Origin of the sequence: Vibrio sp. OPT20 (assembly GCF_963889365.1) — a bacterium.
In the GTDB taxonomy this organism is placed as follows: Bacteria; Pseudomonadota; Gammaproteobacteria; order Enterobacterales; family Vibrionaceae; genus Vibrio; species Vibrio splendidus.
In genome coordinates this window covers 696,617-710,013 of record NZ_CAWPOA010000031.1, presented here as the reverse complement: position 1 = coordinate 710,013, position 13,397 = coordinate 696,617, and the positions used below count along the sequence as shown (strand labels likewise).

Genomic DNA, 13,397 nt, shown 5'->3' with positions numbered 1-13,397 from the left:
TAAATCATGACCATAATTTGCTAACGATGAGTCTAATCACTATGCGTCAATGAATGCGTTCAGTGTTGAACTTGGACGCATTAGTGATGAAACCAATGCATCATCAAGTAGGTAATAACCACCTAAATCGCCTGCTGGACCTTGAGCGTTGTTTAGCTCAGCAACGATAGCTTCTTCACTTTCAGCCAATTGACTTGCCACACCTGCAAACTCAGCAGCAAGGTCAGCGTCAACCGTTTGCTCAGCAAGCGCTTTAGCCCAGTATGCTGCTAGGTAGTAATGGCTACCACGGTTATCAAGCTCACCTACTCGACGTGAAGGAGATTTGTTTTTATCTAGGAACTCGCCCGTCGCTTTATCAAGCGCGTCAGCTAGAACTTGTGCCTTAGCATTGCCAGTGACTACGCTTAGGTGCTCTAGAGATGCCGCTAGTGCCAAGAACTCACCTAAAGAATCCCAACGCAGGTGGTTTTCTTTCTCTACTTGTTGCACGTGCTTAGGAGCAGAACCGCCAGCACCTGTTTCAAACAGACCGCCACCGTTCATTAGTGGAACAATCGATAGCATTTTAGCTGACGTACCAAGCTCTAGAATTGGGAATAAATCCGTTAGGTAGTCACGTAACACGTTACCTGTAACAGAAATAGTATCTAGACCTTCTTTGATACGAACCAATGAATATTGAGTTGCTTCAAGTGGAGCAAGGATCTTAATTTCAAGACCATCAGTATCGTATTCAGGAAGGTACGCTTCTACTTTCTCAATAAGCTGAGCGTCATGTGCGCGAGACGCGTCTAGCCAAAATACCGCAGGAACACCCGATGCACGAGCACGAGTAACCGCTAGCTTAACCCAATCTTGAATTGGTGCATCTTTAACCTGACACATACGGAAGATATCACCTTCCTCTACGTCTTGCTCAAGAAGCACTGAACCTGAAGCGTCTACAACTTGCACCTGACCAGCAGCTGCAAGGATGAAAGTCTTATCGTGAGAACCGTACTCTTCCGCTTTTTGAGCCATTAGGCCAACGTTTGGTACACTGCCCATCGTTGTAGGGTCGAAAGCACCGTTCTCTTTACAGAAATCAATAACCGCTTGGTAGATGCTCGCGTAGCTACGATCTGGAATCATTGCTTTCGTGTCTTTTTGCTTACCTTCTGGATCCCACATTTGACCTGAAGAACGCAGCATTGCAGGCATCGATGCATCAACAATGATGTCACTTGGAACGTGTAGGTTAGTAATACCACGGTCTGAGTCAACCATCGCTAGTGGAGGCTGAGTTTCGTATACTGCTTGTAGGTCAGCTTCGATTGCCTGTTTCTGATCTTGAGGAAGTGCAGCGATTTTTGCGTATACATCGCCGATCCCGTTATTTACATCAACACCTAACTCGTTGAACAGTTGACCGTGCTTAGCGAATACATCTTTGTAGTAAGCCTTAACCGCATGACCAAAAATCACTGGGTCAGACACTTTCATCATCGTCGCTTTCATGTGAAGAGAAAGCAGTACGCCTTGCTCTTTAGCCGATGCGATTTCTTTCTCAAAGAACGCAATCAAAGCAGCTTTGTTCATCACTGACGCATCAATGATCTCTTTATCTTGTAGTGCAAAAGCTGGCTTCAGTGTTTTCTTCGCGCCATCTTTGCCAACAAATTCGATGCTCACTTCTGTGGCACCTTCAATCGTTACTGACTTTTCACTGCCGAAGAAGTCTTTGTCATCCATACTTGAAACGTGCGACTTAGAATCTGCAGACCATGCACCCATTGAGTGTGGGTTCTTCTTCGCATAGTTCTTAACAGAAAGTGGTGCACGGCGATCCGAGTTACCTTCACGTAGCACAGGGTTTACTGCACTGCCTTTGATTTTGTCGTAAGTCGCTTTAACGGCTTTCTCTTCGTCAGTATTTGCTTCTTCTGGATAATTAGGAAGTGCGTAACCTTTTGACTGAAGTTCTTTGATCGTTGCTTGAAGTTGAGGTACAGATGCAGAGATGTTTGGAAGCTTGATAATGTTCGCTTCTGGTGTCTTAGCCAATTCACCTAGTTCTGCTAGTGCATCACCAATACGTTGCTCTTCGTTCAAATAGTCAGGGAAGTTGGCAATAATGCGCCCTGCAAGTGAAATGTCGCGAGTATCAACGTTAATACCAGAAGAAGCTGTAAAAGATTGAATGATTGGCAGCAAAGAGTAAGTTGCTAGCGCCGGAGCTTCGTCTGTAATGGTATAGATGATCGTTGGTTTTTCAGTAGGCATGAAATTTCCCTATAGTTCTTACAAGCTCATTTAAAGTAGTGAGCATGTTATAAATTGACCAGTAAGCCACTCAAAGAGTGAAAACTGCTTACTCGATAGTCGTAATCTATCTTATTTTTCATACAATCTTGATGACAGCATGAACCAAATCCGTGAGTGCGTTGTTATAATAAAACACGAAGGTATAATTAAACAAATCAGGCTTAAGAGTCCATCAACTTGTTCTATTTTGTGTCTTTTAGGCGCGCAAATGATAGCTCAATTCCGTTTCAGTGAAAACTTTTCAGCACACTTCGTTTACATTTTTGCAAGGTAGTTAACATGTCTACTCGCTCTCGAGGCGCATCTAGCTCAGACAAACCAGCTCGTTCTGGTACCACATTAAAACAAAACGGTAATAGACCAAGCCGCGGCAGTGATAAAAATGACACTGGCAATTCGCACAAGAAACCGCACTCAAGTAAACACAGATACAAAGGCAAGCCTACTGGCGCAAAACCCAAAGTATCACTTGAAGATCGCAAAGTCATTTTGTTCAACAAGCCTTTCGATACTCTCAGCCAGTTCACTGATGGCGAAAGCAGGAAAACACTCGCCGACTTTATTCCGGTTAAAGATGTTTACGCGGCGGGTCGACTTGATCGCGACAGTGAAGGATTAATGGTCTTGACCAATGATGGCATCTTCCAAGCTAAGTTAACTCAACCAAACTCAAAATCACCAAAGACTTACTGGGTACAGGTTGAAGGCGCACCTTCTGAGGAAGATTTAGATAAATTGAGAAAAGGCGTGGAGCTAAAAGACGGCATGACACTGCCTGCTCAGGTTGAGGTGATGTCTGAACCTGTTGTGTGGGAAAGAACCCCTCCAGTGCGTTTCAGAGCCGCAATACCGACAACATGGTTAGCGATTACTATCATTGAAGGGCGTAACCGTCAGGTAAGACGAATGACAGCAAATATCGGCTTCCCTACCCTGCGTCTTATTCGTTACTCAATGGGTGATATGAATGTGGGGCAACTTCAACCAGGAGAGTGGAAAGAGATCTAGCTGCTTAAATGAAAAGCCAGCAGCAAACACTACTGGCTTCCTAAAAAATTATCAACGTTAGTTGAATACGATTACTGTTGGTCGACTAGCCATTTACGGAGAGATTTCCGCTCAGGTGGCGACAATTTCAAATACGACATTTTCGCTTTTTGCATTGCTAGGCTGTCTTGCTCTACAGACTTAACGGTTTGTTGCATACCGTTTACTAGGCTTGCTCCCGTAGCAGGTGCAATGACATTACCCGAAAAACTAATACCATTGGCAGCATTATAAATCGCAAGTTGCTCGTCAAGATTTGAGTATGGGAGCATGCCCTTTTTCCCCACCATTTTGATTTGGTCGTAATCTATATCGCTGCCATTGAGGCTCACATTCCAGTCAATCGTATCGCCTTCAAACACTTTTCTTGCTTGAAGTACGTCGTTCAGTTTCGGACCTTCGATTTCCAGTTCGCCACCATTAACATCCAAGGTAAGAATATAAGGCGCTGAAGTGAAGTTGCCGCGCTGCTCACCTCGCCCCAACATCGTATCCATGCGTAACACGATTTGATTCGATCCCGTGGTAAGCATAAACGGTTCATCCATCTGCTTTTGACTATTGATAAATAACACTTCAATTCCTTGAGCCGCATCTAGCTCGGTCGACGTATTGGTGTTTGCATATGCATTCGGGACACTCAACGCGGAAAGCGCCATTAAAATCGGAGTCCAAATAGTACGTTTCATGATTTAACCCTTTTTTATCATTAAGTCTTATACCCAAATAACCTCGAGGTCTCGCTAATATCATGCATAAAAATATAGCTTACTAGCCAGAGATTTAAGCTCAGTTGGGTATAACACTGACAGCTTCCCATATAATCAAAAAGGCCGCATAAATGCGACCTTTGTTTACATTCAACTTGATATCAAGTTATTAGAATGTGTAGTACATACCAGCAACAAAACCGTCACCTTCAACTTTGTTCGCGCTGTCAGTTACTTCTTCTGCATCAGTGTATTCAACGAATGCTAAGATGTTGCTAGACATTGAGTAGTCAGCGCCCACTGTGAAGTAGTTAATTTCTTGGTCAGCATCACCATCAGTAGCACCGATAGAAGTGTAAGCTCGTACTTTCTCGATTTGGTAGTCTAGAGCAATAGAAACTGTATCACGATCAGACGCACCAGTGATATCTTCTGTAACGTAGTTTGCTGCCGCACCAAAATCGCCAAGGCTTAAGCGCGCTGCAACACCCATAATACTGTGGTCAGTACCAAGGCCACGGTTACCTTGATCTTGGTAAGATGCGCCAAAAGTGAACATTTCGTTCAACGCGTATTCCGCAGACACACCGTATGCTGCATCTTCGTTTTCATCTGAAGATAGGTAAGTATCAGCAATTAGCTTAAGACCACCAGTTGTGTACTTCAATGAAACAGCGTGACCAGCACTTTCAAGAGAACTAACGAAGTCATCCATGTAACCTAGACCTTCGTTTGTTTTGTCAATCGTGATTGCATCTAGAGAATCACCAAAATCACCGATTTCGCCTGCAGCAATACCGAAGTTTTCACCAATATTGAAACCGAAGTAAAGGTCATCAGTTTGCATTGAGTTATCGTCGTTTACGATACCTTTCCAACCATCAAAACCGTTACCGTTTTGGATTTCGAAAGAGCCGAATGCAGATACGCTATCGTTCAACTTGTGCGTTGCATCAATCTGGATTTTTGCCCATAGATCTACGTCTAGGTCAGTTTCAGTTTTTGCAGCTACACCAGCAGCTGTTGTTGTTGATTCAGCAGTACTTAGGTAAGTATCAATCTCACCTTTAATGTTGAAAGCTGTTGTACCATCATCGTAAATGCTTGCTGCTAGGGTCGAAGTTGAGATACCTGCTAGTGCTAGCGCTAATAGAGTCTTTTTCATAATAAATCCACTGCCTTTTCTAAGAATGGGAGATCCTTGCCCGGTTCCCTTTTATTTTTTATGACTGATCATTACCACTCTTTGTTGGTTAATCACCGTCACTAAATTTCGAGGTCTAGATTGCAAAAGATTACCCTGCGTGTCAAATAAACTAAAAACAGACCTAAAAAAAACACAAATACATAAAAATCAAATACTTACATTTTTTTTCATCATTTTACGAGCAACTTATCCTTAGTTTTATCAGGAAATATAATAATCCTAAAAAAGAACAATACAGAACTTAACACCAAAGGCTGGATGGATAACAACCAAAAATCAGAACTTAATACCTGTAGATAAGTCTTTTTTAATATTTATATTTCGCAAGATAAATAAAATCGTTAAGTTCCTGATGGTTCAGTTTTTTTTTGTGAACGAGATCTACCTTTGATTCAAAAGCAAGCTATTTTGCCGTAAATGTACCGGCTAGTGATATGTGCTACTATCCTCGCTCCGTTACGTAGGTCACAGTATGCTAACTACTAAAATTCAAAAATCCATTCGCACCAGTTATCAAAACCTCCAAGATCAGTTGGACAACTTTGTACCTAGACGTGCTCAAAATTACCTTGTAGCCGAAATTGCGAAGACACTTTGTGGTCAATACAATAAAAGTAATCGCATGATCGTGGCTGAAGCAGGAACAGGGATCGGAAAATCACTCGCCTATCTCATGGCAACGATTCCTGTCGCTGTGCTCAATAATCGAAAAATCGTCATTTCAACAGCGACGGTTGCGCTTCAAGAACAGCTCGTAAATAAAGATCTCCCTCTATATAGAAGACTTACTGATAGAGAGTTCTCTTTTATACTCGCCAAAGGTAGACAGCGTTATTGTTGTACCGAAAAGTTAGCCGCCGCGTGTGGAGTTGATGGTGGGCAAATGGCGATGTTCGAATCTAAGCCAAAGAAGAAAGACATCGAACAGCTTCAAACCATGTATCGTAGTTTGGCTCAAGGCAAATGGGACGGGGATAGAGACTCATGGCCTAAACCAATCGACAATATGATTTGGCTGATGATTGTCAGTGATAAGCATAGCTGTAACAACAGTATGCCGACTCATCGAGACTGCCCTTTCCAAAAAGCACGCTCGGAGCTGGATAAAGCAGACGTGATTATCGCCAATCACAGTTTAGTGATGGCTGATGCCGACCTTGGTGGCGGCGTGATACTGCCCGAACCAGAAAATAGCATCTATATATTTGACGAGGCTCACCACTTACCACACGTAGCGAGAGATCACTCTTCTGCAGCGGCGAGCTTAAAGGGTGCCGCTTCATGGTTAGAGCGTTTGAATCAATCAATCACCAAGCTTTCGGGCTTGGCGGATGAAAAGCGAGTGGGTCGATTCAGAAATGAATTGCAGGATTCTGTACAACAGCTGATTCCTACTCTTACTCAAATGAGCAAACAGTTTGATGCTAGCCACTTTGAAGACGGCTTGTATCGCTTCGAGCATGGCGACTTACCTGATTGGCTAGAGAATGAATCTAAAGATCTCAAGCAACTCACACAAAAGGCGAGCCAAGCCGTTGCGAAGATTGCAGACTTGATTGCAGAGCGAGTTAAAGACGGAGAGCTTTCAGCAAAACTGGCAGAGCCTGCACTTGCAGAAATTGGCTTCTATATACAAAGAACAGAGAACCTTGCCCAAGTTTGGCGCTTAATGGCTGAACCTAAGAGAGAAAAAGGAGCGCCTTTAGCGCGTTGGCTCGAACTGAATAAAGAAAGTGAAGGCGATTTCGTTGTGAATGTTTCGCCACTAGAGGTGGGTTGGCAACTGGATCAACAGATCTGGAGTCGTTGTGTTGGTGCAGTGCTAGTCTCTGCGACAATGAGAGCACTCAACTCCTTCAACTTTTTCTGTCATCAAGCTGGTATCAGTCAAAAAGCTGAAGACGGTGTACAATTTCTTGCTTTGGCATCGCCGTTTGATTATCAGAACCAAGCTGAACTGGTTGTTCCTGCAATGAAGTACGAACCGCAAGCACCTCAGTTTACTGAATATCTTATTGAAATATTGCCTAAGGTAATAGAAGACAACAAAGCCAATCTCGTTTTATTCTCTTCTTATTGGCAAATGAATAAAGTTGCAGAAGCTTTGGCAACAGATTTCGTTAAAAAGTCGTGGGCATTGCAGGTTCAAGGTGATACTTCACGAACCGAAATCCTAAAAAAACATAAAAAGCTCATAGACCAAGGTAAAACCAGCGTCCTTTTTGGAACGGGTAGCTTTTCTGAAGGTCTTGATCTACCTGGCGAGCTACTTGAAAACCTCGTTATTACCAAGATTCCTTTTGGTGTTCCTACCTCTCCTGTAGAGCGAGCACATTCAGAATATATTGAATCACGCGGCGGTAATCCTTTTATGCAGATTACTGTTCCAGAAGCGAGTAAAAAGCTTATTCAATCTGTGGGTAGATTGCTGCGTAAAGAACGAGATTCTGGTAGAGTCACGATCCTTGATAGACGCATAGTCACGAAGCGATACGGGAAATCCCTACTCGATTCGCTACCGCCTTTTAAAAGAACAATAAAATACTAATTTTACTGCCCTTAAGGTAGTTATGGGCCTGTCATCGCTAGGTCCTTGCATTCACAACCCAACATGGCTAATCCATTGATTATTCATGTGGCTGCCCTAACAGCCGATAACGAGAACACTAGCTATTTATGGAAATGATTGAACCAACCATGTTGGTCATACTTGCCTTGGTTGCATTTGCAGCAGGCTTTATCGATGCTGTCGCCGGTGGCGGAGGGATGTTAACCGTCCCAGCTTTGCTATCGCTTGGTTTACCGCCACATATTGCACTCGGAACTAATAAGCTGGCCGCAACGTTTGCCTCATCAACTGCAGCTTTTACTTACTATCGTAAGAAACTGTTCAAACCTGAATGTTGGACCAATGCATTCATATCGACATTAATAGGTGCAACAATCGGCACCCTGACTGTTGATGCCATTAGTACAGAGTGGTTAGAGAAGGTATTGCCATTAGTTATTCTGGCCGCTGCTGTCTATACCATTTTTCATAAAACTCCGGATGTGAGCCATAATGTGTCTCCTAAACCGTGTCCGGTACTTAAAAGAAAACAAAAGTACCAAGGATTCATTCTTGGCTTTTATGATGGTGTTGCAGGCCCAGGTACTGGCGCGTTTTGGACGGTGAGTTCTATGGCGCTTTATCGCTTAAATATCTTACTGGCTTCTGGTTTGTCTAAAGCGATGAACTTCACTAGCAACTTCACCTCTTTGGTGACCTTTGCGATTCTCGGTCATATTGATTGGGTTCTAGGTTTAACCATGGGGCTTTGTTTGATGGCTGGTGCATTTGTTGGAGCACATTCTGCTATTCGCTTTGGTGCTACATTTATACGACCTGTCTTTGTGACTGTTGTGAGTGTCCTTGCGATTAAACTGGCTTACGAAGCGTGGTTTGTAAACTTATAACCACCAGCCAATGGGAAGCGAAATGAACCATTTTTCAAATCTTAAAAGTGTACTGGATACCTTAATTGGGCACAGTTCTCAGGTCGACAAAGCCCGAGGTGCTTATCATCAAGCCTTGTTTGACCGAACCTTATTTAAGTGCAGCTCTTCTATTTTACTGCCCTACGCACTTGAAACTCAAACAACGTACAACACCATTATTCGTGAACAAGATACAAATCAACTGACCGCATCTCGGGCCAACTACCTGACGGAAAAGCTGACTAACCAGATAGCTGCAATCCAAAGGGAGCTCGCTAACCATGATTTACGCTTAGACCGAAAAAGTAAGTCAGGCAAAAATCTCAACGACCTATACAACGAACTCGCTCAGCACCAAGATTGGCAAAAGCGACTGGTCGATTTAGTACGAGTACGAAAGTTAGCGTTTGATTCTGCGCCTCGCCACAGTAAGAAAAAAGCGGACGAGGCTTGGCAATTAGCAAAAGAACGATTAGAACGCTGTGAAGACTCAATGAAAAATATTGAGAGACTGATTAACTTAGAGAACCCTAAGCGAAATGAACACTGATAACACATCATCACCACTGGATAATGCGCCAGAAGAAGTTAAGTTAGCTGTCGACCTGATCTATCTGCTCGAAAGCAACGAAATCGACCCAAAAGTGGCGTTAGAAGCAATTAAGATTGTCCAACAAGATTTACAAGCCAAACTAGCATCTAGCATCTAGCATCTAGCATCTAGCATCTAGCATCTAGCATCTAGCATCTAGCATCTAGCATCTAGCATCTAGCATCTAGCATCTAGCATAAAAACATACAGGATTCACATGTACCAACTTAGCTTTTCTATGCCCGAATTTCTTGAAAACTACTGGCATAAAAAACCAACCATCTTAAAAGGTGGCTTCCAAGACTTCGTCGACCCAATTTCGCCGGAAGAACTTGCTGGTTTATCGATGGAAGAAGAAGTGGATTCTCGCTTTGTCTCTAACCTCGACAACCAATGGACTGCAGAACATGGTCCATTCTCAGAAGAGAAATTTGGCGAGCTAACTGAAACACATTGGCAATTGATCGTTCAAGCAGCGAATCACTGGCACCAAGGTGCAAATCAACTGACAGAAGCGTTCCAAGCTTTACCAAACTGGTTATTCGACGACCTAATGATCTGCTACTCAGCACCAGAAGGTGGCGTTGGCCCCCATATTGATCAATACGACGTATTCATCATTCAAGGTCAAGGTAAACGCCAGTGGAAAGTCGGCGCAAAAGATGTGGGCCAATACAAAGAGACCGTTCAAGCTTCTGCACTTCGTCAAATAGAAGGTTTTGAACCGATCATTGATGAAACCTTAGAGCCGGGCGATATCCTTTATATCCCACCGGGTTTCCCGCATGAAGGCAACACGTTAGAGCCGTCAATGAGCTACTCTATTGGCTATCGCTCCCCTAAAGAACAAGAGCTAATCAGCAACTTCGCCGATTTTGTACTTGCTCATGATATGGGTGACGTTCATCTTCACGATCCAGAATTCAAAACGCAAGATGGTTACGGCAAGATTCGTTCATCGGATTTAAGCAATCTCACTGACATGTTGAAATCTGCACTAGAGCAACCTGAAACCATCAGCGAATTCATGGGATGTTTGCTAAGCCAATCACGCCACCAGCTTGATATCGTCGCTCCTGAGCCATTATGGACAGAAGAAGAGATCGCTCAGCACTTAGAGTCAGAAGGCGAGATCTGTCGAGTATCGGGCTTGAAAGCGCTCTACCATGAGAATGAAACCAACACGGCTTACATCAATGGTGAAGTGGTCAAGGTTGAAGAAGCGGATTCATCGCTACTAAACGTACTGTGTGATGACTCGGTGATTAACTCAGCAACCACTTTGACTCCTTCAGGTGTCACTGTCGTGACTGAATTGGTAAACAAAGGTTACTGGTTTATCGAAGACTAATTTGGTGAATCGGTTTCGATGAATATCACCGAGCCCTAGAACCTAATAGCCTAATAGCCTTAGAAAAAAAAAAGGGACAAATGAAATCTTCATTTGCCCCTTTTTCGATTCAACCGTTAACTAAACTTAAATAGCCAAACCGTGAACAACTAGACTGTCAACTACTAGACCTTGAACTGATTCACCAATTTCTGTTGCTGTTGAGATAGTTGCTCGATTTCGCTGCCCACTTGCTCAGAAGCTGCAGCTTGTTCCAAAATTTTCGCACTTAAGTCGCGAATGTTAACCACACTTTGATTCACTTCGCCGGAAACCGATTGCTGCTCTTCTGCTGCTCTCACGATCTGGCTATTCATATCGCTGATCTCTTCAATTGAAGTGAAAATCGAACCAAGATCTTCAACTGCATTTTGAACATGTAACGCAGTATCGTTGGCTAAGATATTACCTTCTTGTATCGCTTCGACAACATCTTGAGTTCCAGCATGAACCTTGTCGATCACCGCTCTGATTTCACCAACCGATGATTGCGTACGACTTGCTAAGTTTCTTACCTCATCAGCTACAACAGCAAAACCTCGCCCTTGCTCACCCGCCCTCGCCGCTTCAATCGCCGCATTCAATGCTAGTAAGTTGGTTTGCTCAGAGATCCCTTCAATAACACTTAAGATTTCGGTGATGTTACCGTTATTTTTAGCTAACTCTTCAACAATAGGAACAGCGCTCGACATACGCTCCACCAGCTTTCTCATTTCTCCAGCTGAGAGTTCGATGACTTGTTGCCCTTGTCGAGCAGAACGGTTCGCTTCACAAGCAGCATCAACTGCAACTTCTGCATTTTGTACCACTAAGCCAGCAGTCTGAGTCATCTCTTCTGCGGCTGTTGCCACTAGATCGACTTCTTTAAATTGAGATTCACTGCTTTCACGTGTACTTGATGCTGATGCCTTAGCTTGGCTTGTCGTACTCGCTACTTGCTCAGTGGTTTGAATCACTTCTTTAATCGTGTGCTGAAGCTTGTCTAAGAACAGGTTAAACCCTTGTGATAACTGACCAATTTCGTCTTGAGATTTCACTTCCAAACGCTGAGTCAAATCACCTTCACCAGAAGCAATATCATTGAGCCTTTCAACTACCTGTCGGATAGGCTTAACAATAGACAATGAAGAAAACGCGATAATAGCTAAACCAAAAAGAATAAAGATGACGCCTGCAATCACTTCCGTTTGGATGCCTTCGCTTACTTTAGTACTAATGATTGAATCCAATCGGTTAGCATCGGCAACTACACTCTCACGCGGGATCTCAAACAACACGCCCCAAGTTTGGTTTGCCGCGGTAACAGGAGCAAATGCGAGTAACCACTCACCATTCTCACTCCATTGAGTCATCACTTCACCACCGAAGATAAAATCAGTCATTAAATCACTGTTGGTATTGTCACTTTGAAAGACCGAGCCGACTGCAATACTTGAGTCATCTGAAGCAATAACCGAACCGTCTAGGCTGACAACATAAACGGCACCAGCGCCATCAAATAAGCTTTGATCTGATTGCGTGACCACACTGGTCAAGCCATCTAGCCTTAGGTCAATACCCAAGAAGCCAATAGCAACGTCATCAACTAAGATAGGTACTGAAATAGAAGAGGTAAGTAATGCAGTACCACCGCTGTTCACGACTCGTGGAGTACTTATACACGTTTGCCCTGAAGACAAAGGACAATAAAAGCGTTCGCTATTGCTATCATCGCTCAAGATAGGTTCTGACAGAACGTTCGCTAGAACATTTTCGCCGTTATCCGCCACCTTCCAATAAGGAGCAAAACGACCTTTTTCATTAGATCCAACATAGTCCGCATCGACATAATTCGCATCTTCACCATCAAGTAAATCAGGTTGGAAAACTAAATATGCACCTTGAATAGAATCAAAGTTCAAAACTGAGCGACGAACCATTTCATCTAACGCAGTACGTAGCTCTTCACTTGGGGTAAAGTTTTCATCCGCATTGTTCTTTAGAAACTGAGCACTGGCTGCTAACATTTCTGCGCGGTAAACCGCTTCGTCTACATAGCGTTGGGTTTCTTGAGCATTAAGCTGAGAAACAGACGCCAGCAACTGCTGAGTTTTATTGATAACTGATTCTGAGCTTTGAGATTTGATGACTTGTTGGTTACTGGTCGCGTTATAGATTGAAAAACCAATAAGAGACAGTGAAGTAATGATTAGACAGCAGCCTGCAAGCAGGGTGATTTTCCACTGTACCGATAGTGAGCGCATTTAATATCCTTATTTAAGCCAAAAGACTTCCATAACCGTAACTACCACATTGAGATGAATTGAAGAGCACAATGTAAATAAGTTTGACGAATAGCTTAGCGGATAATTACAGCACAAATTGCTTACATATAAAACGAAAGTTTACATAAATGTTAATAGGCCGTGTCTTTTGCCTTTTTTCTGTGATTTCAACTAAATGTATTCACGCCATCATGGGCCATGTAACTATTGAACTAACACTTTAGGCATAACCATAGCATCGAAATTTCTAGGAAAAACATTCCCCCTTTTGATCTTTGAGAACACAGTAACTTCGGATTAGTTTTAATAATCCAAACTATAGATTTTTATCTTGATCAACTTCACACTTTTTGATTGCTAACTCGGCATTCAAGATCTAATATCTCGCGCCTAGATTCCCTGA

Annotated in this window: 10 protein-coding genes; 6 read left to right on the top strand and 4 right to left on the bottom strand. The window is 43.1% G+C overall.

Features of this window, described 5'->3' with window-relative positions; genetic code table 11:
• Positions 1-39: 39 nt before the first annotated feature.
• Complete coding sequence (locus tag AACR09_RS04345) at positions 40-2,265, bottom strand: NADP-dependent isocitrate dehydrogenase (RefSeq protein ID WP_193836050.1); 2,226 nt, start codon at positions 2,263-2,265, stop codon at positions 40-42.
• Positions 2,266-2,586: 321 nt separating this feature from the next.
• On the opposite strand from AACR09_RS04345, the gene AACR09_RS04340 reads away from it, so the two are divergent.
• Positions 2,587-3,315 (top strand): pseudouridine synthase, encoded by a 729-nt coding sequence (locus AACR09_RS04340; RefSeq protein ID WP_193836049.1) that lies wholly within the window; start codon positions 2,587-2,589, stop codon positions 3,313-3,315.
• 71 nt (positions 3,316-3,386) lie between these two features.
• Here the strand turns inward: AACR09_RS04340 and AACR09_RS04335 are convergent, their stop codons facing one another.
• Together AACR09_RS04335 and AACR09_RS04330 are read right to left on the bottom strand one after the other, a co-directional pair.
• Positions 3,387-4,043 (bottom strand): DUF2057 family protein, encoded by a 657-nt coding sequence (locus tag AACR09_RS04335; RefSeq protein ID WP_193836048.1) that lies wholly within the window; start codon positions 4,041-4,043, stop codon positions 3,387-3,389.
• A gap of 190 nt (positions 4,044-4,233) precedes the next feature.
• Positions 4,234-5,229, bottom strand: coding sequence for a porin (locus tag AACR09_RS04330; protein WP_193836047.1), 996 nt, complete (start codon positions 5,227-5,229; stop codon positions 4,234-4,236).
• Between the two features lie 514 nt (positions 5,230-5,743).
• On the opposite strand from AACR09_RS04330, the gene dinG reads away from it, so the two are divergent.
• From dinG to AACR09_RS04305, 5 genes are all read left to right on the top strand, one after another.
• The gene (gene dinG, locus AACR09_RS04325; protein WP_193836046.1) at positions 5,744-7,819 is read left to right on the top strand and encodes an ATP-dependent DNA helicase DinG; all 2,076 of its coding nucleotides are present in this window, start codon (positions 5,744-5,746) and stop codon (positions 7,817-7,819) included.
• Positions 7,820-7,947: 128 nt separating this feature from the next.
• Entirely contained in the window at positions 7,948-8,727 is a 780-nt protein-coding gene (locus tag AACR09_RS04320) for a sulfite exporter TauE/SafE family protein (protein WP_004736543.1), read from the top strand.
• Between the two features lie 22 nt (positions 8,728-8,749).
• On the top strand, positions 8,750-9,298 hold the full coding sequence (locus AACR09_RS04315; RefSeq protein WP_193836045.1) for a primosomal replication protein: 549 nt from the start codon (positions 8,750-8,752) through the stop codon (positions 9,296-9,298).
• A complete protein-coding gene (gene rsmS / locus AACR09_RS04310) occupies positions 9,288-9,458 on the top strand; it encodes a pleiotropic regulatory protein RsmS (RefSeq protein ID WP_004736541.1) in 171 nt (56 codons plus the stop codon). The genes AACR09_RS04315 and rsmS overlap by 11 nt, the downstream gene beginning before the upstream one ends.
• Before the next feature lie 99 nt (positions 9,459-9,557).
• The gene (locus AACR09_RS04305; protein WP_108093799.1) at positions 9,558-10,691 is read left to right on the top strand and encodes a ribosomal protein uL16 3-hydroxylase; all 1,134 of its coding nucleotides are present in this window, start codon (positions 9,558-9,560) and stop codon (positions 10,689-10,691) included.
• Positions 10,692-10,855: 164 nt separating this feature from the next.
• On the opposite strand, the gene AACR09_RS04300 is transcribed toward AACR09_RS04305, so the two are convergent.
• Positions 10,856-12,973, bottom strand: a complete 2,118-nt coding sequence (locus tag AACR09_RS04300) for a methyl-accepting chemotaxis protein (protein WP_193836044.1) — start codon at positions 12,971-12,973, stop codon at positions 10,856-10,858.
• Between the last annotated feature and the right edge of the window lie 424 nt (positions 12,974-13,397).

Bases quoted from the DNA above. Each gene is read 5' to 3' on its own strand.
- AACR09_RS04345 (WP_193836050.1), bottom strand. From the start codon at position 2,265: ATGCCTACTGAAAAACCAACGATCATCTATACCATTACAGACGAAGCT.
- AACR09_RS04340 (WP_193836049.1), top strand. From the start codon at position 2,587: ATGTCTACTCGCTCTCGAGGCGCATCTAGCTCAGACAAACCAGCTCGT.
- AACR09_RS04335 (WP_193836048.1), bottom strand. From the start codon at position 4,043: ATGAAACGTACTATTTGGACTCCGATTTTAATGGCGCTTTCCGCGTTG.
- AACR09_RS04330 (WP_193836047.1), bottom strand. From the start codon at position 5,229: ATGAAAAAGACTCTATTAGCGCTAGCACTAGCAGGTATCTCAACTTCG.
- dinG (WP_193836046.1), top strand. From the start codon at position 5,744: ATGCTAACTACTAAAATTCAAAAATCCATTCGCACCAGTTATCAAAAC.
- AACR09_RS04320 (WP_004736543.1), top strand. From the start codon at position 7,948: ATGGAAATGATTGAACCAACCATGTTGGTCATACTTGCCTTGGTTGCA.
- AACR09_RS04315 (WP_193836045.1), top strand. From the start codon at position 8,750: ATGAACCATTTTTCAAATCTTAAAAGTGTACTGGATACCTTAATTGGG.
- rsmS (WP_004736541.1), top strand. From the start codon at position 9,288: ATGAACACTGATAACACATCATCACCACTGGATAATGCGCCAGAAGAA.
- AACR09_RS04305 (WP_108093799.1), top strand. From the start codon at position 9,558: ATGTACCAACTTAGCTTTTCTATGCCCGAATTTCTTGAAAACTACTGG.
- AACR09_RS04300 (WP_193836044.1), bottom strand. From the start codon at position 12,973: ATGCGCTCACTATCGGTACAGTGGAAAATCACCCTGCTTGCAGGCTGC.